Here is a 23,285-nt window from a genome sequence, read left to right as displayed (position 1 = left end):
TCAATTTTACTTAAAAACCAGCATAAATCTAGACAAAACAGCGCTATTTCGCTCTACTAAAATAACTGTTTAGAGATTTTAGTTGGCGCAACAGGAATAAGTCTTTTGGCGATACCAGAAGAGAATAAAAAGTCTTGCAGATTTTTAAGCTTTATCTATGGTAAGCGAATTAAGCTGTGTTAGTTGTAACATTGATTACAAATAAATAAATTTTATTTTTTCCATTAAGGAAAGGATTGTTTTGAAAGTTTAATTTTTCTATGAGAAATACTTTATAAAACTACAATTTACTTTCACGATCCATTGAGAACTTTTTACCTGGAAATAGTAGGTGTTGTGATAGTAACAAAACCTGTGTTACCAATTTCTAACCAAGACAGGAAGGATTGGGCCATCTCTTGAAATTCTGGGTATTTTCAGCTTAAGTCCAGATAGGTAGATAATGCAAAATTTCGGTATAAATTTAGTGATGTAAATCACAAAATAACATGATTTAGATCGCGATCGCACCGTTGCGAAACGGCCATACTACAAAACAACTGAACTCTAGCCGAGTCATCGACAGGGAACACACGACCAGCCGACAGATCCCACAAGCAGACTGTCGGTTTTTTATTGGCAAAAGTTTATCTTCATTTAAGATTAAGACCATGAAAATTTCCCCACCGATCGTCAGTGTCCTGACAAAGAGTCAGCCAGGAAGCACCGACAAGGGTGGGGAAGGAGGCTAAAATGAAAAGGTTGAAGTCTATTGACGTCCCGAAGGCAAACTTTGGCTCAGATCAGTCAGCTTTCTGAGCGTACTCAGAAAGTGGGAATTAGGACATCCCCTGAATAATGTAATCAAAGTAAGGCGCTGCTTCGGCAGCATCTTCTTCACTCAAAAGAGCCAAAGAAGCTTTCTTCAAGCAACGGATAGCTTCCGCCATTCCGGGTACGGGGACGCCCAAAGAATTGTACATTTCCCGTGCGCCAATCAAACCGATCTTCTCGATCGGTTCTTTGTCGCCGCAGAGAATGCCATAAGTGACCAGGCGCAAGTACCAGCCATAGTCTCTCAAGCATAACGCCCGTTGGCGCTGCCCGTAGGCGTTACCGCCAGGGGCGATGAAGTCGGGACGCTTCTGCCACAGGAGTTTGCTGGCTTCTTGAACTATCTTCTTTTCATTTTCAGCTAGTGTGGCGACGATGCGTGTCCGCTGTACGCCGGTTTGAAAAAACTCTTTGATACTCTTGAGTTCGCCGGTGCTAGGATAGCGAAGCTCGTCGTCGGCTTTGAGAATAACTTGGCTAACTACGCTCATGATATTGCGATTGCGTTAACTCAGATAACATTACGTAGTTTAACGATTCTGAGTGACACAAAGAAAGAGAGGTGATGGAGATATGGGGAGAGGGGGAGATAGAAAAATGGCGATGATTCAAAATTCTGAGTCTAAAACTGAATATTCAAAATCTGATGATATCTGGCAACAAGGCAACTTGGTTGAGATCGATATTGACGATTTAACCGACTCTGGGGATGGGGTGGGGCGTTGGAGGGAACGGGTGGTGTTTGTTCCGGATACGGTGGTAGGCGATCGCATTTCAGTTCGCCTGGTGCGGGTGAAACCGGAATACGCCCACGGCAAACTTCACCAAATTATCGAACCATCTGCCCATCGCATTCGCCCTAGCTGCATTGTGGCTGATAAATGCGGCGGCTGTCAGTGGCAGCATATTGATTACCAGTATCAGCTAGAAGCGAAGCAAAATCAGGTGATTCAAGCTTTGCAGCGCATAGGCGGTATTGACAATCCACCAGTCGATCGCATTTTAGCGGGTGATTCCGATTTGGGATATCGTAACAAAGCGACATATCCTCTAGCGATATCATCAGCCACGGGACAAGTGCAAGCGGGATATTACCAAAAAGGCAGTCACCAATTGATTAACTTGAGTCAATGTCCGACGCAAGATGCGCGGTTAAATCCCCTCCTGGCAGAAGTGAAACGGGATATCCAGCAGCGGGGGTGGCAAATTTACGATGAAAGCCGTCACAAAGGGCAAATTCGGCATCTGGCGTTGCGAATTGGACGCCGTACCGGTGAAATGCTGCTAACTTTGGTAGTCAAGGATTGGAAATTACCGGGAATGAAAGCGCAGGCAGAGGAGTGGCTGAAGCGGTATCCTGAGTTGGTAGGGGTGTCACTGAATCGCAATGGCGATCGCACTAATGCTATTTTCGGAGACGAAACTCGCTGTATTGTCGGCAAACCTTACTTGCGCGAAGTGTTTGCTGATTTAGAGTACCAAATTCGCCCGGATACTTTTTTCCAAGTTTACACAGAAACTGCCGAGGCACTGTTGCAGGTTATTGAATCTGAATTGCATCTGCAAGGCGATGAGGTTTTGTTCGATGCCTATTGCGGTATCGGTACAATGACTTTGCCGTTAGCGAAACGGGTACGGGAAGCAATTGGCTTGGAAGTGCAATCGGAGGCGGTAGAACAGGCAAAGACAAATGCAGAATTGAACGGTATTAATAATGTGACGTTTCAAGTTGGCGAAGTCGAGAAGTTACTACCGCAGTTAGATGTAAAGCCGGATATTGTATTGTTAGATCCGCCCAGAAAGGGATGCGATCGGGCTGTCATCGACACTTTACTGCAAATTCAACCTCAGCGCATTGTTTACGTCAGTTGCAAACCCGCCACTCTCGCCCGCGACCTTAAATTATTGTGTCAAAACAGCGAATATCGCTTGACAAAAGTACAACCTGCCGATTTCTTTCCGCAGACGGCGCACGTTGAGGCAGCAGCTTTTTTGGTGCGTTGAATCTACCAAATTTTACATATCCCACATCTTCGCCAAGGGTTAAACGCCGTCGAGGTTGCCAAACAGCGTTGCAAGAACAAGGACAATGGCAGAAAATCGCGATCGAGCTAGAGAATACGATGCCGTGTTGGGCGGTCAAAATTCGCCACCTATTGATGCAGCTATTTTAGGAGGAATCGAAGGGGTTAAACGGCGGTTAGCTAGCCCAGACTTAGAAATGCGAGTCGCTGCACTTTCGGATGCGCTTAAATATGGAGAAACAGGCTTAGACTTGGTAATTCAGGCTTTGCAAGATGAATCCAAGCAGGTGCAATTTACAGCTTATTCTTTGCTCAAATATAGAACGGAATTAAAAGTTGAACAGCATCTAAATAATGTTTTATCTTTTTTTGAATTTGATGCGATCGAAGTTAATAAATTTGGGAAAGAAATCAGTCGCCGCCTTGAGATTGCCCGATACTTCACAGAAGATTTGGGCAATGGAGCTTTTTTGGAAATGGTATTAATTCCAAGTGGGAATTTCCGGATGGGTTCACCCGAAACCGAGAAGGAAACAAAGTACAATGAAAGCCCCCAGCATAAGGTAAAAGTTTCGAGCTTGTTTATGGGAAAATATCTCGTCACACAAGCACAGTGGAAAGCTGTTGCAGCTTTACCTCAAGTCAACATTTCACTAAATTCCGATCCATCTTGTTTTAAAGGTGCAAATCTACCAGTAGAGAGGGTAACATGGTACGAAGCAGTGGAATTTTGTGCCAGATTATCCCAAAAAACCGGGCGCAATTATCGCTTGCCCACCGAAGCCGAATGGGAATATGCTTGTCGTGCTGGAACAACAACACCCTTTTATTTTGGTCAGACAATCACTACAGAATTAGCCAATTACAACGGAGAAAAGACTTACGCCTGTGAACCCCAAGGAACTTATCGTAATAAGACAACCCCAGTTGGGAGTTTTGCGCCGAATGCTTTTGGGCTATACGATATGCACGGAAATGTCTGGGAATGGTGTGCTGATTCTTGGCATGAACATTATAGAGGTGCGCCCAGTGATGGCAGTGTTTGGGAGTCTGATTTTAGCGAATTAAGGGTACTGCGCGGTGGTTCGTGGATTCACTATCCAGCAGACAGTCGCTCTGCATTTCGTAACTGCAATTTTACCGGCGCTATGGTTTCCTACTTCGGTTTTCGCGTTGCGTGTTCTGCTGCGTGAACTGAATAGCACTTTAATATAAGTGTCTGCGATCGCATATTAATCCAAAATTCCAAATCAGCCAATTATCAAAAGCAGAATGAGAAAAAAACCTAATCAACCGAGAAAACATGATGTTGTATTTGGCGGTCAAAATCCGCCACCTATTGATGCAGCTATCTTAGGAGGAATCGAAGGGGTTAAACTACGGTTAGCTAATCCAGAGGTAGAAGTGCGAGTTGCTGCACTAAAAGAGGCCATCAATTATGGAGACGCCGGGATAGATTTGATAATTAAAGCTTTGCAAGATGAATCAGGGCAGGTAAAGTTTACCGCTTATGACTTGCTCAAAGATAGAACAGAACTAAAAGTAAAACAGCATTTAGCTAATTTCCTATTTTTCGAGTTTGATGTCATTACAGTCAATGAGTTTGGACAAGAAATTAGCCGCGATTGTTACGTTGCCGAATACTTTATTGAAGACTTAGGCAATGGCGTTTTTTTGGAAATGGTATTGATTCCAGGCGGAACTTTTATTATGGGTTCGCCGCAAAATGAGAAGGGATCTTCTATCTGTGAAATTCCCCTACATGAGGTAAAAGTTCCACCCTTTTTCATGGGCAAGTATGTTGTCACTCAAGCGCACTGGGAAGCTGTCGCGGCTTTACCTCAAATCAATTCTTTTCTCGATCCCGATCCGTCCTCTTCCAAAGGTTCTTCTCTACCAGTAGAGTGTGTTTCATGGGATGAAGCAATCGAATTTTGTGCTAGGTTATACCAAAAAACAGGACGCAACTATTGCTTACCTAGTGAAGCACAATGGGAATATGCCTGTCGTGCTGGAACAACAACACCTTTTCATTTTGGCAAGACAATTACTAGCGAACTGGCGAATTTCGGATACGGAATTTATGCCTCCGAACCCAAAGGTACTTATCCTTTTAAGACAATGCCTGTGGGGAGTTATCCCCCAAATCCTTTTGGGCTATACGATATGCACGGGAATGTTTGGGAATTTTGCGCTGACGACTGGCATGATAATTATGAGGGTGCGCCTAGCGATGGTAGCGCTTGGCAAGCTGATAACACTCCTCGCAAAGTAGTGCGGGGTGGTGGGTGGTCTATCCATCCGGGGTGTTGTCGATCGGGATTTCGCTACTGGTCCGATCGCAGCAACAAGCACAGAGGTAGAAGTTTGGAAATCAGTTTTCGGGTTGCGTGTCCTGCGGAGCGAATTAATTAGCCTCTAAACTTAATATAACTACCTGCGATCGCATATTAATCCAAAATCCCAAATCGGCTGATTATCAAAGGCAGAATGACAGAGAATACCGATCGACCCAGAGAATATGATGCCGTGTTGGGCGGTCAAAACCCGCCGCCTATTGATGCGGCTGTTTTAGGAGGATTGCAAGGCGTTAAACGACGGTTAGCAAATCCAGAAGTAGAAGTAAGAGTTGCGGCACTTTCCGATGCACTTAAATATGGAGAAGCAGGCTTAGATTTGATAATTCAAGCTTTGCAAAATGAATCAAATCAGGTAAAATCTACTGCTTATTCTTTGCTCATAAATATAAGAGGAAGAAAATTTAGACAGCAAATAGCTAATTTTTTACCCAGCTTTGAGTTTGATGCGATCGCAGTCAATAAATTGGGACAAAAAATTAGTATTGGTCGTCGGGTTGCCAGATATTTCTTAGAAGATTTAGACAATGACATTTTTTTAGAAATGGTGTTAATTCCAGGGGGAAGTTTCCTGATGGGTTCGCCGGAAACCGAGGCGGAAAGACAAAGTTATGAAAGCCCTCAACATAAGGTAAAAATTTCATCGTTTTGCATGGGCAAATATCCTGTGAAGCAAGCACAATGGAAAGCCGTTGCAGCTTTACCTCAAATCAATATTTCACTAAATCCAGATCCATCCTGTTTTAAAGGTGCAAATCTACCGGTGGAGCAGGTATTATGGGAAGAAGCAGTGGAATTTTGTGCGAGATTGTCTCAAAAAACTGGATACACTTATCGGTTACCCAGCGAAGCCGAATGGGAATATGCTTGTCGCGCTGGAACAACAACACCTTTTTATTTTGGGGAAACAATTACAAGCGAACTGGTGAATTACCACCGGGGAGAGACTGACACCTCTGAAGCCGGAACAACACCAGTCGGAATTTTTCCTCCTAACTTTTTTGGATTATACGATATGCACGGGAATGTGTTTGAATGGTGTGCTGATTCTTGGCATGACAATTATGAAGGTGCCCCCAGCGATGGTAGTTTTTGGAAATCTAACGATCCAAACAAGCTGCTGCGCGGCGGTTCTTGGGCTTACTATCCCAGAGTTTGTCGTTCGGCGTTTCGCTTCCGTAGCGATGGGAGGCAAAGGTACCCAGTTATCGGTTTTCGGGTCGTGTGTGTTGCTGCGTGGAATCAGTAGCTTTTTTTAGCTTATTTTAGTCTTTTTACCTGGCGTTTTTCGTGATTTTTATTTTTCGTAATTCTGGTATTATAAGTACGAAGATAGCAAATTTTTTGGTGCGATCGCAAATTAATTCAAAGTTCCAAATCGGCTGGTTATTAAAGGCACAATGACAGAAAATCACAATCAACCCAAAGAATATGATGTCGTACTTGGTTCTCAAGTGCAAGCAGCATCTGGCAGCGTTGTTTTAGGAGGATTGGAAGGAGTTAAAAAACGTTTGGGGAATGCCGTAGAAGCGCAACGAATTGCTGCCCTTTATGAAGCCGTGAAATATGGAGAAGCAGGGTTAAACTTAGTAATTCAGGCGTTGCGAGATGAATCGCGAAAATTACGACTAATAGCTTATTCTATATTGCAAAAAATACCAGATCCAATTATTCAAGAGACATTACAAAATTACTTATACAATTCTTTAGAATGTCTCCACATCATCAATTGGCATTCCAGTTGGGTTCATTCCCTTGCCGTTAGCCCCGATGGCCGAAATCTGGTTACTTGCGGTCAGGATAAAACGATCGCAATGGGAGATTTGCATAGGGGAAAGCAAATTTACCGTCTCGTTTATCCCGATACACCGATGTCTGTGGTAATTAGCCCAGATGGAAAAAAAGTTATCGGCGGTTATCACGACAATACAGTCAAAGTATTAGATTTCCAAACAGGGCAAGAAATTTGTACGCTTAAAGGTCATTCAAAATGGGTAACTTCTGTTGCTATTAGCCCAAACGGTAAAATAATAGTCAGCGGTTGTGGGGATGGAAATGTGAAAGTTTGGGACTGGGAAAGAGGACAAGTTATTTACACGCTAAAACATCTAGATGTGGTATACTGTGTTGCGATTAGTCCAGATGGAAAAACGGTTTTTAGTGGCAGTCGAGACTGCACGATTAAAGGGTGGCATTTAGAGACAGGAAAAGAAATCTGTACTCTCAAAGGGCATTTAGTTTCTATTCGATCGATCGCGATTAGTCCAGATGGGCAAGTGCTGGTCAGCAGTAGTGAGGATGAGACGGTAAAAGTGTGGGATTTGTCCGCAGAAAAGGAAATTTATACCATTAAACATCCTGATTGGGTATCTGCCATTGCCATTAATCCAGATGGGCAGACTTTTGTTAGCGGTTGTGGCAATCGCGATAAAATGATTAGGGTATGGAATTTGCAAACTGGGAAGGAAATTCTGACGCTGGGAGAACATACTAATACAGTCGGTTGTCTCGCTTTTAGTCCAGATGGACAAACGCTGGTTAGTAGCAGTTCGGATATTAAAGTGTGGGGGTTGCGGTAGTTGCGTTCGCGACAGCCATGCGTAGCATTATCGCATTTTTCAACTATCTTGGAAATATGGCTAGTTGTACTGAAGTCAAAGAAATTATGATGTTGCAAAAATTACAAGCTTTAAAAAATATTTTTGCTGAAATGGAGATGGCTTTGATTGCCTATTCCGGAGGAATTGATAGCACCCTGGTAGCAAAAGTGGCTTATGATATCTTAGGCGATCGCGCTTTAGCTGTCACCGCCGAATCTCCCTCCTTGCTACCGGAAGATTTGGAGGATGCTAAAGTTCAAGCTGCTGAAATTGGCATTCCCCATCAAGTAGTTCAAACTCACGAAATCGAAAACCCGAATTACGCTTCTAATCCGGTGAATCGCTGCTATTTTTGCAAAAGCGAATTGCACGATACCCTCAAACCTTTGGCGCTAAGTTTGGGTTATCCTTATGTAGTGGATGGAGTCAACGCGGACGATTTAAAAGATTATCGTCCGGGAATACAGGCGGCGAAAGAAAGAGGTGCTAGGTCGCCTTTAGCAGAAGTCGGTATAACTAAAGCAGAAGTGCGAGAAATTTCCAAACATTTAGGTTTACCTTGGTGGGATAAACCCGCGCAACCTTGTCTGAGTTCTCGCTTTCCTTATGGCGAAGAAATTACTGTCGCCAAGTTGCAAAGAGTTGGCAGATCCGAACTGTATTTGCGAAAGTTGGGTTGGCGAAATTTGCGCGTGCGTTCTGAAGGCGATACCGCGCGAATTGAATTACCGCCAGAACAAATAAAAGAGTTTGTCTTAACTACCGAATTACCTGCTTTGGTATCTGCTTTTCAGTCATTCGGCTTTGTTTATGTGACCTTAGATTTGGAAGGTTATCGCAGCGGAAAACTGAATCAAGTGTTGACGCCACAAGTCCGCAATTCCACATATTCAGCACTTGACATCAGTTGACATTAACCTTCAAAAGTGCTTAAATCAAAGTTCGATCGTGAGTGAGCGAATATTTATCGAGGTTTGATGCAAAAGTGGGGTTTATTCCCTCCGGCATAATTGCCCCACGCAGACAGGCATGGCTGAGATTTGCATCACTCAGGTTGACATCACTAAGGTTCGCGTTCGTCAGGTTGGCCTTAGTTAAATTTGTTTCAGTTAAATTTGCCCCTGTTAAAATTGTATCTGTGAGATTTGCATGGCTCAAATTTGTCCTCGTCAGGTTAGCCTTAGTTAAGTTAGCACCGCTCAAGTTAGCGCCACGAAGATTCACGTTCTTGAAATTTGCTGCCATCAGGTTCAGATTTCTGAAATCCCGTTGTCCTGCATTATAGCGACTTAAGAGTTCTTTGATATTCATAGGGGTGTTTGAAATGTTGAGAGGGGGAAGTAATCTGCTCTTCTTAATTCTCAGGTCGCAGGCGGTAGGTGAGTACCGAGATTTTAGCGCTAGGAACGAAGTAGCTTTCGATCAACTCTTTGTCCTTAAGATGTTGCAGAGCTTGAACCAGGACAGTATACTTTTTACCAATAAGGTCAAAGAGCTGACCCCGGTTTTTGTCCCCATGCTTGAGCGCTTCCAGAATGATTTCTTCGGTAGAATTGGGTTCGGTTTGAAGATTCAATAGTGAACGCGCCTCCGACGCAGGTTATGATTGGCAATTGCTTTGTGCTTGCGTTTTTCAATAAGCTTTTCAAAGTGAAGATGGTTCCTCATCTTAAGGAAAATTTCCAGGTGAGAAAGTTTTCGCTTTAATTGACCTATATATGACTCAATAGTTTTATTTTGACCCGGCATTGCTTGGATAATTCCATCAATTGAAGAATAAACTGCATTAGGCCGGGATATGGGCGATCGAGTTGGCAAGCACTTGTTAAAAACGATAGACTCAGCGCCTACTCTCAAGACAGGAAAGTTAAAACTTTTGTCGAGAGAACTTAGTAGCGCCGTTGAGAGCCGCCTCTATTTCCCCAGCTTCCTCCAGAAGAACCTCTTTCTTCACGAGGTCTTGCCTTATTTACCTTCAGGTCGCGTCCCATCCATTCAGCACCGTTGAGGGCTTCAATAGCAGCTGTTTCTTCTGCTTCTGTATCCATTTCGACAAAGGCAAATCCACGCAAACGACCTGTTTCTCTGTCTGTAGGCAACTGAACGCGCTTTACCGTACCGTATTCAGCAAAGGTTGTATTGAGGTCATCCTGGGTAACGTCGTAGGATAGATTGCCGACATAAATTGACATGAAGTGTCTCCAAAATCAGTAAGTGTAGAGAGTTAGATTCGGAGAAACGCTTTTCAAACGAATTACACAGCCGAAAATAATCCTTAGTAAGGATAGTAGCATAATATTTTGGGAAATACGTTGCCAATAGTAAATTTGCCCAAAAGCAGATGGATAAAGGCTGATAGCTCTATGGCTGCCGAGAATCGAAGGATATCGATCGGCTACCAACTCACAAGATTTTTGTTCATCGTCCATAATGGAAGTACCTATTAAGCCAAACAGTTCGGTAGGGCAGGCTGAATCTTCAAAGCTTCATATCCGGTCGATCGCTATAGTCAGCCAACGGCTTAACCTACCTAGAATTTTGTGTGCTGGAGTTGTTGTTCGATCGAGCAGGAGAGTGTATTTCTCGCGCTGAATTTTAAGAAAAAAGTTTGAGGATACGTGCCATAAACGCTTATGGATAGGCCGATTGTGGATGCACATATGTCTGGCTGCTGAGATTTGGCACTATTGTCAATAAGGCTGGAAAAAGCTGGTTTATGAACGAAGGATAAAGGTTGTACCTTTCCAATTTTGCAATAAACCAGTTTTATAAGCGTGGTGCAAGATTGAGAGGCTGCCGAAAAAACTTCAACAGACCCCAGTTAAACCGAATGTATTCTGACAATTCGAGGTAGGGGATAAGTATTTGAACGCATTGGGCAATAAATATATGTCTATTTCTGCAACTTTAGTACACCAGGCTCAACCCAACTTTACCAGGGATACGATCCGAAGCTACCTACTCGAAATTGGTCGAATCCCCTTGTTGACAAAAGAGCAAGAAATCATTTACGGCAAAGAAGTTCAGCAGATGATGGCTATATACGAGCAAAAAGAAGTGCTAACTCAGAAGTTAGGTTGCGAGCCAAGTGCTGAAGAGTGGGCTGAGCAAGCTCATCTGGATCGGGCCGAAATGATGTCTGTTTTGGCCAAGGGAAAACAAGCGAAGCACAGGATGATTGAGGCTAACTTACGTCTGGTGGTCTCTGTGGCAAAGAAATACCAGAAGCGGGGCGTTGAGTTTTTGGACTTGATTCAGGAAGGTACTCTGGGTCTGGAGCGGGGTATAGAGAAATTTGACCCCAAACAAGGCTACAAGTTGTCTACTTATGTGTATTGGTGGATTCGTCAAGGGATGACAAAAGCGATTTCCCAGCAAGGTCGTACAATTCGGCTCCCCAGTCACATTTATGAAAGGCTCACCAAAATCAAGAAGATTCAAAGGCAACTTTTTCACGATCTCGGTCGTAATGGCACCCCATCGGAGATTGCACAAGTCCTAGAGATAGAGACCTCGGAAGTTAGGAAATTATTGCTGATAGCGCGACGACCTTTTTCTTTAGATTTACGAGTGGGAGAAAATCAGGACACGGAATTTGTTGAGATGCTGGAAGATGAGAGTCCTTCGCCAGAAGAGTATATGATGGGCGAAGCATTGCGTGATGAGGTTGGCCAATTGTTAGCAGAGCTGTCTCCTCGGCAACGGGAAGTAGTTATACTACGCTTTGGTTTAGAAAACAATCAAGCCCAGAGTTTGCAACAAATCGGAGAACTGCTAGGGCTCAGTCGCGAACGGGTTCGTCAGATTGAGATGCAAGCCTTAGCTAATCTGCGTCGCCATAGGAGTAGGGTGCGCGAGTATCTTGTAATTTGATTTCGATCGCGGCAAGGGGATTTAAGTACAGATCCGCTTATTCCCAATCTGCCTTTTTTTCAACTTTGACGTTGCGATCGCATCAGGCATACTATTTTTTTATTTCCCATACAAATACTTTTTATTTCCTTTTTGCGTCGCTCGTCTTGCCGTAATCGTTTGAGATGATGGCTAGTCACACTTTAGTGAAGTGTATAAGCAAGTTTGCTCTGCGGAACCTCATGTAATATCTACAATTGCTCTAAGCAAAAAACGCATAGCTGTGCATCTTTCATGGGGCTAAATTTTAGTTGACGAACTCTAAACTGTATTAAATAATACAAACAATTATTAACTAGCGATCTACAGGTTCTGGTTTTTGGTAAAAGTTAAACATAAAGTATAAATACCTGGTCAGGACAAACTAGGTTTAACCCTATTTTCCAAGAGTAGGTGCTTAATATGAAGAATGGCAAAACTTACGAGTTGGATTCTCTGAACCTCAAAAGCTTAAGTCGGTTGGCTTATAACTTTTCCCAAATCGGCAATTACCAGATGAATGGCAAGGCATTCGGACTGGAGGCTTTAGGTATAAAAAATCCAGGTAGAGTGTATAATAACCTATCAGTACCTGAGCTAGTAGAACATACTCTAGCACGGCGAGAAGGAGTTTTAGGAGAAAACGGGGCTCTTTTTGTCAAGACTGGTAAATACACGGGTCGATCGCCTAAAGATAAATTCATCGTTGACGAACCGAGCGTCCATGACGAGGTAGATTGGAATGGAGTAAACGTTCCTCTTTCTGTGGAGAAATTCGATCTGCTCTATAAGCGAATGCTTACTTATATCCAAGGCAGAGATTTGTATGTATTTGAAGGTTACGTTGGAGCGGATACCCAATACCAACTTGGGGTGAGAGTCATTAACGAACTACCTTGGCAAAATTTATTTGCCCATCAAATGTTCCTGAGACCAACAGCAGAGGAACTGAAATATTATCGCCCAGACATTACCGTTATTGCGGTTCCGGGTTTACAGGGAGACCCGGATATTGATGGCATCAACAGCGAAGCATTTATCGTTCTCAATTTAGTAAAAAGAATTGTCTTAATTGGCGGTTCTCACTATGCTGGCGAAATTAAAAAATCCGTTTTCTCGTTCATGAATTACTTAATGACGAAACGGAATGTTTTGCCGATGCACTGTGCTGCCAATATGGATGAACAAGGTAATACAGCTTTATTTTTTGGACTTTCTGGCACTGGCAAAACTACTTTATCTGCCGATCCGACACGTCGGTTAATTGGAGATGACGAACACGGGTGGTCAGATCGTGGCATCTTTAATTTTGAGGGAGGATGTTACGCGAAGACAATTCGGCTTTCTCAGAAAAACGAACCGCAAATATGGGAAGCTATTCACTTTGGTGCTTTGCTGGAAAACGTAATTTTGGATCGAGAAAACAGACTGCCAAATTACAACGATGATAGCTTGACGGAAAATACGAGAGTCGCCTATCCAGTTGAATTTATCCCCGATTGCGTTATTCCTGGCGTTGGCGGTCATCCTAAAACTGTGCTTTTCCTAACAGCTGATGCTTTTGGAGTTTTGCCACCTATTGCGAAATTAACCAACAGACAGGCGATGTATCACTTTATGTCCGGTTACACGAGCAAATTGGCAGGTACGGAACGAGGTGTTACGCAACCGGAAACTACTTTTTCATCCTGTTTTGGTAAACCGTTTTTGCCATTACCGGCGACTGTTTATGCGGAGATGTTGTACGATCGACTGATCGAACACGATGTTGATGTTTACTTGGTGAATACGGGTTGGACTGGTGGGCCATACGGTATTGGCAGTCGTCTTGAAATTAAACAAACTCGTGCTATGGTGTCGGCTGCTCTCAACGGTCATTTAAATCAAGTCAGATTTCATCACCATCCGATTTTCAAAATTTTAGTTCCGGAAACTGTGCCTGGGGTTGATAGCGATATTTTAGACCCTGCAAAGACTTGGTACGATCGCGCAGCTTACGAGCGACAAGCGAAAGCGCTGGCGAGGAGTTTTGTCGCCAACTTTAAGCAGTTTCATTGCGTTCCTCTGGAAATTATGGAAGCCGCTCCAGAATGCGAATAAGTTTTTTCTCGATTGAAAGTTGAAGTGATGATTGGATTTCCTCTATCTATTCCGTAGGGTGGATATTTTCCACCCTATTTTTTAAATGTGATGCCGCGTTATTTCTAGATGAGTGTGGTTACAGTGGAAACAAAAAATATAAATATATACATATAAACTTTATAAAAGTATACATTTTTTCATCAGTGACATAAAGCGCTGGGATACATTTCACTCCCCCGCTCGATCGTCCTAGAATAAGTGGTACTTGTGAAGTGGCAGGAGAAAAACAAGTGGGATTAAAGCTGGATCGAGTGATTCCGTGGGGGCGATCGATGCAGGAATATGTCAGGATGTTTGACCTGACGCTCGATCGACTACCGCAGGCAATTCTGGATTGCGGCGGTGGCCCAGCTAGTTTTAACGTTGAGATGACCCGTAAAGGATACAAAGTTGTTTCATGCGATCCGATTTATCAGTTTAGTGCTGATGAAATTGCCCAGCGAATTGAGGATACTTACCAAACTCTTATTAAAGGTGTTGAGGCAAATGCGGACTCGTATGTTTGGCAGGAAATCCTTTCACCAGAACAACTGGGGCAAGTGCGAATGGCAGCGATGCAACAATTTTTGGCAGACTTTCCACTGGGGCTTCAAGAAGGGCGCTATTTAACAGAAGGTTTGCCTGTGCTGCCATTCAATAAGAATCAGTTTGATTTAGCGTTATGTTCTCATTTTCTGTTTACTTACTCCGATCGACTTTCAGAGGAATTTCATCTTGCTTCGATTTTGGAAATGAGTCGAGTTGCTAGAGAGGTGCGGATTTTTCCTATTTTGAATATTTCGGGAGAAGTATCGCCTTTACTCCAGCCTGCGATCGATAAGTTGGAAATGCGGGGATACAAGCTGGAAATCAGGCAGGTGGCTTATGAATTTCAAAAAGGCGGCAATCAAATGTTGCGTGTGTTTCCGCCAGTGTGAGTATTTAAGTGGCATTCACTTCTACGGGAATGAGGTAGCATCCGTTAATTTTCCAACTGCCGTCAGGTTGATTTTCCATCAGGTAAAGTGCCCTGATCGGTACACCATTGCGATCGAGTAGCAAGACTGCTTGAGCTAAATTTCCGTTGACTAGGGCAAGATCGTCAAATACGACCGATCGCGGACGATACACTGGTTGGTAATGATTCCTTACCATCTCCATAAATTTTTCGGGATCTTGGAATGTTGCCTGAATTGCGGGACTTGCAAACGAGAAGGCTGTAACGGCGTCGTCGTTTTGAAACGCTTGCAGTTGGCTTTCGACAACACAGCGGATGGTAACGCGATCGCTGTCGGTGATTTGCATATATTACTCCTCGATGGATAAAGTGCTGCTAGTAACCGGCCTAACTAAATTATAAAAAGTGTAATGCCTTGGCGAAAACCGGCACAGAGGTATCTCTATCTCCGAGGGATGTCCCTAAAGCCTGGGGCTTGGGGATGGGAATGCGTTTGTCTGCTGGCGATCGCACTATGAAGTTAAACGAAGTTTTGATGTGGGAATAATAAAATTAGCAAAGTTCTGAAACAGGGGCAATATGGTAACTTACGTCAATTTAAGGAAAACCGGTACAGGCTGGGAATTTGAGAATGAGGATGTTTTGGAAGATTTCGTCTGGGCTAATTTAACACCCCTATTCGGCTTAACTCCTCTGAAGCGTCAATATATTGTAAACGAGCAAAGGTGCGACATTTTAGCGCTGGGTGAGAATAGGCAGCTAGTCGTACTGGAGTTGAAAAATGTGGAAGATAGGTATGTTGTTAACCAGCTAACTCGCTATTATGATGTTTTGCGCGAAGAGAAACCTTTCAGCGAGCAAATAGACTACGATCGACCGATTGGGTTAATTGCGATCGCGCCAAGTTTTCATAAAGATAACTTTAGAGATAGGAAGTATTGTCATCTGGATATACAATTTTTACAGTTTGAGATTTTGGTAGATGGCGAAAGATTTCATTTACAGTTGAAAGATGTGGATACTGGGAAACTTTCACAAGTAGATATTCCACATCGAGAAAGAGAAAGCACTGATAACATACCCAGTCCTCCCAGAGCGCTTCTTAACCTTTTATCTAAATTTCCTGATGCTGATAGTCAACTGTTATTGCAGATGCGGATAAAGATAATGAGTTTTGATAAACGAATACAAGAGCAAGTAAATTCTGGGACTTTTAGCTATGGGAAGGGAAAGAGTAAACTATGTGCCGAAATTTCTAGTAAAAAAGATACATATGGGAATCGAATCAGACCATGCCTAATTTTGTGGTTACCCATTTCGCCGAATCTAAATAAATATAATAGCTGTAAAAGACTGGGAAGAATGATAATTTCAAGTAGATCGTTTCCCAGAGATTCATTTCTTAGTCATCTTGATGAATATTCCTATGTTGCCTACAAACCAAAGGAGTCGCGCTCTCATTCTGCTAATCAGTATTGGACGGTTGAACAATACATACGTTTATATTTAGGGACAAAAGAAGATGTATATCCTCCTTTAGGAAAGATAGATATGGTTGATTTTTTAGTTGAACTAGCTTTAGCAGAATGGATTAAAAGAATTTAAAAATTGCTGACATAAAGCCCAAAAGTAGTGTTAATATCTAGTTGACCATTGAGAATAAAAAAATATGGAATTACAAGAATTGAAGAAACAAGCATACAAATTATCGGTGATCGATCGCTTAGCTTTAGTGGAAGCGATGGTTCAATCACTTGCGGATGAACTCGAACCACGCTTACCAGTGCCAGCAGGAGTATTGGAACGATTGCGCGGCAGCCTGAAAACAGATGCACCACCCTTAAATGATGCCGAAATTCAGGTTATGTTAGAAGAATGCTTGGAGGAAAAGTATCTCTAATGCGGATATTGCTGGACACCAATATCATTCTTGATTTTATGCTGGAGCGAGAGCCATTTTTCAATGATGCTAACGCTATAGTACAAAAAATAATCTCTAGAGAGGTGGAAGGATATGTAACGGCAACAACTTTAACCAATATCTTCTACATTGCCAGAAAGATCAAAAGTATTGAGATTGCCAAGCAGTATATTGCTGACATTCTTGCACTTATGCGAATCTGCCCGGTTAACCGCCGCGTCTTGGAGGGAGCCTTATCATCTAATTTGAGAGATTTTGAAGATGCTGTACAACTTGCTTGTGCAAATCGGTTAAAAATTTCCGCCATTATCACCCGCGATCTTCGAGATTTTGAGGGTGCTACGTTACCGATTTTGTCACCAAGCGAGTTTTTGGAGATGTTGGATGGAAATAGTGAAGATTTGGCCGAGTAAATAAACACCGACCTTATGTTTGGAAGTTAGTATTGAATAATTGGCAAAGAGTCACAACTATGTCTATGTCTTGGCAAGAGATCCACAGAGAAGCTGATAAGTTATCGGTGTTAGAGCGCTTAGAGTTAATAGAAGCGATCGTTCAATCAATAACAGATGAAATCAGAAAAAATCCACCACCGCCAAAACAGCAAACGCCCGAATTACGCGAATTATTGGATAAAAAAGGGATTCTATATCGAGAAGTAAATGAAATAGCAATTTTAACACCGCGTCAGTTATTGGATACGCTAGATGAGGATTGCGAAACTTCTGGTTAGTTACCTCGCCATCCAAAATCCTCTCATCCAAAATCCGATTATGCCTCAAACTGTTTGGATCGCCCGACACGGCAACCGCCTCGACTTTGTAAACCCCGAATGGTTTTTAACCGCAGAACGCCCCTACGATCCGCCGCTATATGATGGCGATGAAGGAGATAATGGCTTTATTCAAGCGATGCAGCTGGGGCAACGCCTGAAGGGAGAAAAGATCGCTCACATTTTCGCCTCACCGTTTCTGCGAACGGTGCAAACAGCTAACCAAGTTGCGGAAGCACTCGATTTGCCGATTAAAGTTGAATCAGGATTGAGTGAATGGTTAAATCCAAGGTGGATGCGATCGCACCCAGAAAAACTCTCCCTGGAAGCATTGCACGCGCTATATCCCCGCATCGACCTCACCTACACCTCTCGCGTCATCGCCGAATATCCGGAAATGGGAGAAACAGCACTGGAACGATCGGGCCAAACTGCCAGAAGCCTTGCAGATGAGTTTCCAGAAGATATCTTGTTAGTGGGACACGGTGCATCGGTTGTGGGTGCAGCAATGGGGTTGCTGGGAGTCACAACCAAACCTGAAATCAATGCCGCCCTGTGCTGTTTGGTCAAAGTTATCCGTTACGAGCAAGAATGGGTGATGGAATTAAATGGCGATACTTCCCATTTGACCCGAACGGAGAAAGTAATTCGGTTCCACTAAAGTTTGAGATTACTTCTGACAGAGGATACCAACAGCAGCAGAACGCTTATACGATCGGTTCAGTAACGAGAGGAGGAAATACCTCCTAATTGAGAGAAACTAAATAAAGTAATGCGGTTTCACGAAAGCTATGACATTGTTATTGGCAGGCGATATCGGCGGCACCAAAACTCTTCTGCGATTGGTGGAGTTGCCAGCAGAGGGATCGATGTACAGCTTGGATGAGGCGACTTACGATAGTCCCCACTATCCAGATTTGGTGCCAATAGTGCAGAAATTTTTGGGCGCAGCAGCAGAACATTTGGGCTATACGCCCTTACCGCAAAAGGCTTGTTTTGCGATCGCAGGCCCAGTTGTCAACAATACAGCAAAACTGACCAATCTGACTTGGGCACTCGACGCCAAACGTCTGGAAAAAGAACTGGGAATTGGATCGATCGTTCTAATTAACGACTTTGCTGCGGTTGGTTATGGCGTTTTGGGACTAACTGAGTCAGATTTGCACACTTTGCAAGATCGTCAACCCCAACCAGACGCCCCTATCGCGGTAATTGGCGCTGGTACCGGCTTGGGACAAGGCTTTTTAGTTCCGCAGGGAAACACCTATGAGGTTTTCGGTTCGGAAGGCGGGCACGCTGACTTTGCGCCCCGCTCGGAGTTAGAATTCGATTTATTAAAATACCTGCGGGATAAACACGATATCGATCGAATTTCTGTAGAAAGGGTGGTTTCGGGCCAAGGAATTGTGGCGATTTACCAATTTTTAAGAGACAGAAACTATTGCCATGAATCACCAGAAATTCAGGAAATTGTGAGGAGTTGGAAACAACAAACCGGACGGATTGAAAAGACGGTCGATCCAGCGGCTGCTATTAGTAAAGCTGCTTTAGCAAAGAGCGATCGCCTCTCCGAACAAACGATGCAAATGTTTGTAGAAGCTTACGGTGCAGAAGCTGGCAATCTCGCTCTCAAACTTCTACCTTATGGCGGTGTTTATATTGCTGGTGGTATCGCTGCCAAAAATTTACCTCTAATGCAAGAAGGTAGTTTTATCCACGCTTTTACTAACAAAGGAAGGATGCGACCTTTACTGGAAAAGATGCCAGTGCATATAGTGCTTAACCAGCAGGTTGGACTCATCGGTGCGGCTATTTGTGCTAGCAGATTGTAGGCTAATCCTAATGATTCTAGATTTTAGAGTTGTGGTAAATCTAGAATCTAACTTTTCTTATTCAAACGAGTGCGATCGCAAAAACCTTTATGACTGCCGTTACTATCAATTTCAACTCCGTCATCAAACTAACCGACGACCAATTTTATCAACTGTGTCGGTCAAACCCCGATGTTAAGTTTGAACGCAATGCCAAAGGAGAATTAGTTGTTATGCCACCTACAGGGGGAGAAACTGGGAAGAGTAATTTTGAAATATCAGTTGATTTCGGAATTTGGAATCGACAAACTAAATTGGGAGTTTGTTTCGATTCTTCAACTTGCTTTAAACTGCCCAAAGGTGCCGATCGCTCTCCGGATGTAGCGTGGATAAGACAAGAAAGATGGGATGCCCTCACACCCGACGAAAAAGAAAAATTTCCTCCCATTGCGCCGGATTTTGTGCTGGAGTTAATGTCACCGACTGACAGTTTAAAAGAAACTCAAGAAAAAATGCAAGAATATATGGATAACGAAGTCAAACTCGGTTGGCTAATTAACCGAAAAACGCGCCGAGTGGAAATATATCGCCAAGGAAAACCAGTAGAAGTGCTGTCATCTCCAACTGAATTATCGGGAGAAGATATATTACCTGGTTTTGTTCTCAATCTGCAAATAGTTTGGGAATAGTATGGGGAATAAAAGCTTTATTGTCCATCTGTAGCATATTTATCTTTACCGCGTCTTTGATATTCAGAACACTTGACAAAAAAGGCAAAATAAGCTAATAGTTCCGAGAGCGACGATCGCACAAAAGCAGCAGTTGAGGCCAAGATCGGCCTATCCTAGAGATTGGATAGATGAAGTTAATTGTATTTGTTTGAAATCGCGTCTATGGCTGGACACAGTAAGTGGGCGAACATCAAGCGGCAAAAAGCGAGAGTGGATGCCGTCAAAGGGAAAATCTTCGCCAAATTATCGCGGCAGATGATCGTGGCTGCACGCACGGGAATACCAGACCCGGAAGGCAATTTTCAACTGCGGACGGCGATCGAAAAAGCAAAAGCAGCTGGCATTCCCAACGAAAATATCGAACGTGCGATCGCCAAAGGTGCTGGCAAACTCGGCGCTGGTGACAGCTGGGAATCTATCCGCTACGAAGGTTACGGCCCCGGAGGCGTGGCCATCATCATAGAAGCGCTGACAGATAATCGCAACCGCACAGCAGCCGACTTGCGAGCTGCCTTGAGCAAATATGGCGGCAATTTGGGCGAAACTGGCTGCGTTAGCTGGATGTTTCAGCAAAAAGGAGTTTGCATTTTACGCGGTGCGGTTGATGAAGATGCTCTGTTGGAGGCATCCTTGGAAGGTGGAGCCGAGTCATACGAACTGACTGAGGATGAGGAGGAAGGCGAAGGTGCGGAAGTTTTTACCGATGTCGCCAACTTGGAAAACCTCAGCAAAACTTTAAAGGAAAAAGGTTTTAACGTCAGCGAGTCAGAAGTGCGTTGGATACCGGGGAATACGCTGGAAGTAACAGACCCGATGCAGGCGCGATCGCTAATGAAGTTAATGGATGCCTTGGAAGATTTGGATGACGTACAAAATGTAACGGCGAATTTTGATATGGCAGATGAGTTGATGTCTGTCAGTATGGCTTAGCGTGTGGCAAGAAAAGCTTTTAAGTGAGGAAATCAAAAGCCGGGTTTCTTTACACGATCCAAGCAAGTACGATCTTTAGAAAAAGAAGTGAGGAAATCAGAAACCGGGTTTCTTTGCACAATCCAAACAAGCACGCTCTTTCAGCAAAAGAAACCCGGTTTTTTAACCCACAGATAACTTGAAAACTTATGCCCACAACTAAAACTCCCATTTTTCAAAAGATCTTCGGTAAAATTTCGCTGCGAACTGTCTTGATTGTTCCCTTTGCGTTACAGATTGTTGGCATTGTGGGAATAGTTGGCTACCTTTCTTATAAAAACGGACAAACTGCGATCGCAAATCTGGCTTCTCAGTTACAGAGTCAAGCTAGTTCGCGGATTTCTCAACACTTGGATACTCTTTTAGTTACTCCCCATCAAATAAACCAAATGAACCTAGCTGCCTATGAGTTAGGAAACTTAAATTTAGAAGACCTGGAACTTTTGGGTCGTTATTTTTACAAGCAAATGCAAATATTTAAAGATGTCGGTTACGTCAACTTTGGCAGCGTCAAAGGTGAATTTATCGGGATCGGTCGAGAAAGTGATGGTAGTTTGTATATGGAATTGATGCGACCTTCTGACAATGGTCGGTATAAACGATATGCGCTGGATAATCAAGGAAAACCGATTCGCGTCATCGGAGCCGAAGACTATGATTTCCGTAATGAAGATTGGTATGACGCGCCGGTGAAAGCTGGTAAACCAGTGTGGAGTGCAATCTACAACTGGGACGATCGACCGGAAATCATGTCAATTTCCTCTAGTTATCCAGTTTACAATCGAACTCGCCAACTGCTAGGCGCGATCGGAGTTGACTTGATCCTTTCTCAACTTAATACCTTCTTAAAAAATTTAAAAGTCAGTCCAACTGGCAAAGTTTTCATATTGGAACGTGACGGTTTGGTCGTGAGTACTTCCACTGATGAAAAACCTTTCCGGATAGAGGGAGATGAAGCCAAACGCCTACAAGTGCTTGACATTAAAGACCCTCTAATTCGCGCCACAGCCCAAAATTTAACCGATAAATTTGGTAACTTAAGTAAAATTGCTAAGAGTGAGCGGATTGACTTTCAATTCAATCAACAACGCCAATTCGTGCAAGTAATTCCCTGGCAAGATGAATTGGGGCTAAATTGGCTGATTGTGGTGGTGATTCCCGAATCCGATTTCATGGCAGAAATTAATGCCAATACCCGTACCACTATTATGCTGAGTATGGCGGCTTTAGTAGTAGCAATTATCATTAGTTTTATCACTAGCCTTTGGGTAACGCAGCCGCTTGTGCAACTGAATTTAGCAGCGAAAAATTTTGCTAAAGGAGAATGGGATAAAACAGTTGATATCGATCGCACTGATGAAGTGGGACAACTGGCAAAATCGTTTAACCAAATGGCAACACAATTGAAAGACTCCTTTGAAAAACTCAACGGCATCATTTTTCAGGCTGATGGAGTTGGTCAAAAAATTACGATTACCTCCAGTCAAATCGCGTCAGCAGGTAAGCAGTTAGAAACGACAGTCGCACAGCAAGCAGCTTCCACTAACGAAGTAAAAGCAACGGCGGCACAAATTGCCACTACTTCTGGACAATTAGTCAAAACGGTCGAAACAATTACCGAAAAAGCCCAAGCCACTGCTTTAGCCGCCAGGAACAGTCAAGCCAGCTTAATGGAAATGGCGACAACAATGAGTCAGTTGGCTACTGCGACTAACTTTATATCTGCGAAACTCGCATCGATAAATGAAAAAGTAACTAATATTAATAGAGTAGTTAATAGCATCAGCAAAGTAGCCGATCGCACCAATTTATTATCGCTCAACGCCGCCATTGAAGCGGAGAAAGCGGGACAATACGGGGCAGGTTTTGCAGTAGTTGCTAGAGAAGTGCGTCAGCTGGCTAATAGCGCTACTATTGCTTCCCAAGAAATTGAAGAGATGGTGAAAGATATTCAAAACTCTGTTGGTACTGGGGTGATGGAAATGGAAAAGTTCAGCCAACAAGTGAAAAACTATGTGGAACAAGTAAGTCGCGTTGGCGGACAAATCGCGCTAGCGATCGAACAAATGCAAAGCCTCACACCCCAATTCGAGACTGTTAGCCAAAGAATGGAGGGACAATATGAAGGTGCTACTCAAATCAGTCTCGCTATCTCTAACTTAAGCGAATCTTCTCAACAAATTGTGGAATCTCTCCAAAAGACCAATCAGGCTTTCGCTCAATTGAACGACACCGCACAAGTACTACAGACTGTAGTGAAAACCAGTTGAATTTCACGCGATCGCGCCTTAATTCGATCGATATCCGAGCAGATGCC

26 protein-coding genes are annotated in these 23,285 nt (G+C 43.4%); 19 read left to right on the top strand and 7 right to left on the bottom strand.

What is annotated here, in order from left to right; genetic code table 11:
- Positions 1–493: 493 nt before the first annotated feature.
- Together H6G03_RS06400 and apcD are read right to left on the bottom strand one after the other, a co-directional pair.
- On the bottom strand, positions 494–652 hold the full coding sequence (locus H6G03_RS06400; protein WP_190463216.1) for a hypothetical protein: 159 nt from the start codon (positions 650–652) through the stop codon (positions 494–496).
- Positions 653–818: 166 nt separating this feature from the next.
- A complete protein-coding gene (gene apcD, locus H6G03_RS06395; RefSeq protein WP_190463214.1) occupies positions 819–1,304 on the bottom strand; it encodes an allophycocyanin subunit alpha-B in 486 nt (161 codons plus the stop codon).
- A 112-nt stretch (positions 1,305–1,416) separates the two neighbouring features.
- On the opposite strand from apcD, the gene rlmD reads away from it, so the two are divergent.
- From rlmD to larE, 6 genes are all read left to right on the top strand, one after another.
- The gene (gene rlmD, locus H6G03_RS06390; RefSeq protein WP_190463256.1) at positions 1,417–2,817 is read left to right on the top strand and encodes a 23S rRNA (uracil(1939)-C(5))-methyltransferase RlmD; all 1,401 of its coding nucleotides are present in this window, start codon (positions 1,417–1,419) and stop codon (positions 2,815–2,817) included.
- Between the two features lie 85 nt (positions 2,818–2,902).
- On the top strand, positions 2,903–4,030 hold the full coding sequence (locus H6G03_RS06385; protein ID WP_190463213.1) for an SUMF1/EgtB/PvdO family nonheme iron enzyme: 1,128 nt from the start codon (positions 2,903–2,905) through the stop codon (positions 4,028–4,030).
- Between the two features lie 79 nt (positions 4,031–4,109).
- On the top strand, positions 4,110–5,252 hold the full coding sequence (locus H6G03_RS06380; RefSeq protein ID WP_190463211.1) for an SUMF1/EgtB/PvdO family nonheme iron enzyme: 1,143 nt from the start codon (positions 4,110–4,112) through the stop codon (positions 5,250–5,252).
- 75 nt (positions 5,253–5,327) lie between these two features.
- The gene (locus tag H6G03_RS06375) at positions 5,328–6,443 is read left to right on the top strand and encodes an SUMF1/EgtB/PvdO family nonheme iron enzyme (RefSeq protein WP_190463209.1); all 1,116 of its coding nucleotides are present in this window, start codon (positions 5,328–5,330) and stop codon (positions 6,441–6,443) included.
- A gap of 151 nt (positions 6,444–6,594) precedes the next feature.
- Entirely contained in the window at positions 6,595–7,773 is a 1,179-nt protein-coding gene (locus tag H6G03_RS06370; protein ID WP_190463207.1) for a WD40 repeat domain-containing protein, read from the top strand.
- A gap of 89 nt (positions 7,774–7,862) precedes the next feature.
- Entirely contained in the window at positions 7,863–8,705 is an 843-nt protein-coding gene (larE, locus tag H6G03_RS06365; protein ID WP_456057560.1) for an ATP-dependent sacrificial sulfur transferase LarE, read from the top strand.
- A 19-nt stretch (positions 8,706–8,724) separates the two neighbouring features.
- On the opposite strand, the gene H6G03_RS06360 is transcribed toward larE, so the two are convergent.
- From H6G03_RS06360 to H6G03_RS06345, 3 genes are all read right to left on the bottom strand, one after another.
- Complete coding sequence (locus H6G03_RS06360) at positions 8,725–9,105, bottom strand: pentapeptide repeat-containing protein (protein WP_190463204.1); 381 nt, start codon at positions 9,103–9,105, stop codon at positions 8,725–8,727.
- Positions 9,106–9,683: 578 nt separating this feature from the next.
- On the bottom strand, positions 9,684–9,986 hold the full coding sequence (locus tag H6G03_RS06350; RefSeq protein WP_190463202.1) for an RNA recognition motif domain-containing protein: 303 nt from the start codon (positions 9,984–9,986) through the stop codon (positions 9,684–9,686).
- A 15-nt stretch (positions 9,987–10,001) separates the two neighbouring features.
- Entirely contained in the window at positions 10,002–10,223 is a 222-nt protein-coding gene (locus H6G03_RS06345; RefSeq protein WP_190463200.1) for a hypothetical protein, read from the bottom strand.
- 460 nt (positions 10,224–10,683) lie between these two features.
- Here H6G03_RS06345 and H6G03_RS06340 point away from each other — a divergent pair, with 460 nt between their 5' ends.
- The 3 genes from H6G03_RS06340 (at position 10,684) to H6G03_RS06330 (ending at position 14,744) form a co-directional block, all read left to right on the top strand.
- A complete protein-coding gene (locus H6G03_RS06340; protein ID WP_190463198.1) occupies positions 10,684–11,667 on the top strand; it encodes an RNA polymerase sigma factor, RpoD/SigA family in 984 nt (327 codons plus the stop codon).
- Positions 11,668–12,108: 441 nt separating this feature from the next.
- Positions 12,109–13,785 (top strand): phosphoenolpyruvate carboxykinase (ATP), encoded by a 1,677-nt coding sequence (pckA, locus tag H6G03_RS06335; protein WP_190463196.1) that lies wholly within the window; start codon positions 12,109–12,111, stop codon positions 13,783–13,785.
- Between the two features lie 272 nt (positions 13,786–14,057).
- Positions 14,058–14,744 carry an SAM-dependent methyltransferase gene (locus tag H6G03_RS06330; protein WP_190463194.1) on the top strand — a complete coding sequence of 229 codons (687 nt, stop codon included), beginning with the start codon at positions 14,058–14,060 and terminating at the stop codon, positions 14,742–14,744.
- Between the two features lie 4 nt (positions 14,745–14,748).
- On the opposite strand, the gene H6G03_RS06325 is transcribed toward H6G03_RS06330, so the two are convergent.
- On the bottom strand, positions 14,749–15,111 hold the full coding sequence (locus H6G03_RS06325) for a DUF4864 domain-containing protein (protein ID WP_190463192.1): 363 nt from the start codon (positions 15,109–15,111) through the stop codon (positions 14,749–14,751).
- 68 nt (positions 15,112–15,179) lie between these two features.
- Here H6G03_RS06325 and H6G03_RS38710 point away from each other — a divergent pair, with 68 nt between their 5' ends.
- The 8 genes from H6G03_RS38710 (at position 15,180) to H6G03_RS06290 (ending at position 19,957) form a co-directional block, all read left to right on the top strand.
- Positions 15,180–15,311, top strand: coding sequence for a hypothetical protein (locus H6G03_RS38710; RefSeq protein WP_255512187.1), 132 nt, complete (start codon positions 15,180–15,182; stop codon positions 15,309–15,311).
- 32 nt (positions 15,312–15,343) lie between these two features.
- Positions 15,344–16,369, top strand: a complete 1,026-nt coding sequence (locus H6G03_RS06320) for an endonuclease NucS domain-containing protein (RefSeq protein ID WP_190463190.1) — start codon at positions 15,344–15,346, stop codon at positions 16,367–16,369.
- A 64-nt stretch (positions 16,370–16,433) separates the two neighbouring features.
- Positions 16,434–16,664: a hypothetical protein gene (locus tag H6G03_RS06315; protein WP_190463187.1), complete on the top strand. Its 231-nt coding sequence runs from the start codon at positions 16,434–16,436 to the stop codon at positions 16,662–16,664.
- Positions 16,664–17,098, top strand: coding sequence for a type II toxin-antitoxin system VapC family toxin (locus tag H6G03_RS06310; protein ID WP_190463185.1), 435 nt, complete (start codon positions 16,664–16,666; stop codon positions 17,096–17,098). The genes H6G03_RS06315 and H6G03_RS06310 overlap by 1 nt, the downstream gene beginning before the upstream one ends.
- A gap of 59 nt (positions 17,099–17,157) precedes the next feature.
- The gene (locus H6G03_RS06305; RefSeq protein ID WP_190463183.1) at positions 17,158–17,418 is read left to right on the top strand and encodes a hypothetical protein; all 261 of its coding nucleotides are present in this window, start codon (positions 17,158–17,160) and stop codon (positions 17,416–17,418) included.
- 40 nt (positions 17,419–17,458) lie between these two features.
- Positions 17,459–18,118: a histidine phosphatase family protein gene (locus H6G03_RS06300; protein ID WP_190463251.1), complete on the top strand. Its 660-nt coding sequence runs from the start codon at positions 17,459–17,461 to the stop codon at positions 18,116–18,118.
- Positions 18,119–18,248: 130 nt separating this feature from the next.
- A complete protein-coding gene (locus H6G03_RS06295) occupies positions 18,249–19,289 on the top strand; it encodes a glucokinase (protein WP_190463181.1) in 1,041 nt (346 codons plus the stop codon).
- An 89-nt stretch (positions 19,290–19,378) separates the two neighbouring features.
- Positions 19,379–19,957 (top strand): Uma2 family endonuclease, encoded by a 579-nt coding sequence (locus H6G03_RS06290; protein WP_190463179.1) that lies wholly within the window; start codon positions 19,379–19,381, stop codon positions 19,955–19,957.
- 17 nt (positions 19,958–19,974) lie between these two features.
- On the opposite strand, the gene H6G03_RS38705 is transcribed toward H6G03_RS06290, so the two are convergent.
- Positions 19,975–20,100, bottom strand: a complete 126-nt coding sequence (locus H6G03_RS38705; protein ID WP_255512186.1) for a hypothetical protein — start codon at positions 20,098–20,100, stop codon at positions 19,975–19,977.
- A gap of 61 nt (positions 20,101–20,161) precedes the next feature.
- Between H6G03_RS38705 and H6G03_RS06285 the strand changes: the two genes are divergently transcribed.
- Both H6G03_RS06285 and H6G03_RS06280 read left to right on the top strand, forming a co-directional pair.
- Positions 20,162–20,929 carry a YebC/PmpR family DNA-binding transcriptional regulator gene (locus H6G03_RS06285; RefSeq protein WP_190463177.1) on the top strand — a complete coding sequence of 256 codons (768 nt, stop codon included), beginning with the start codon at positions 20,162–20,164 and terminating at the stop codon, positions 20,927–20,929.
- A 188-nt stretch (positions 20,930–21,117) separates the two neighbouring features.
- On the top strand, positions 21,118–23,238 hold the full coding sequence (locus H6G03_RS06280; protein WP_190463175.1) for a methyl-accepting chemotaxis protein: 2,121 nt from the start codon (positions 21,118–21,120) through the stop codon (positions 23,236–23,238).
- The last annotated feature ends 47 nt before the right edge of the window (positions 23,239–23,285 follow it).

The organism is Aerosakkonema funiforme FACHB-1375 (assembly GCF_014696265.1).
Lineage (GTDB): Bacteria > Cyanobacteriota > Cyanobacteriia > Cyanobacteriales > Aerosakkonemataceae > Aerosakkonema > Aerosakkonema funiforme_A.
The sequence above is the reverse complement of the archived record's forward strand: the minus strand, read 5'-3'. Positions and strand labels throughout refer to the sequence as shown.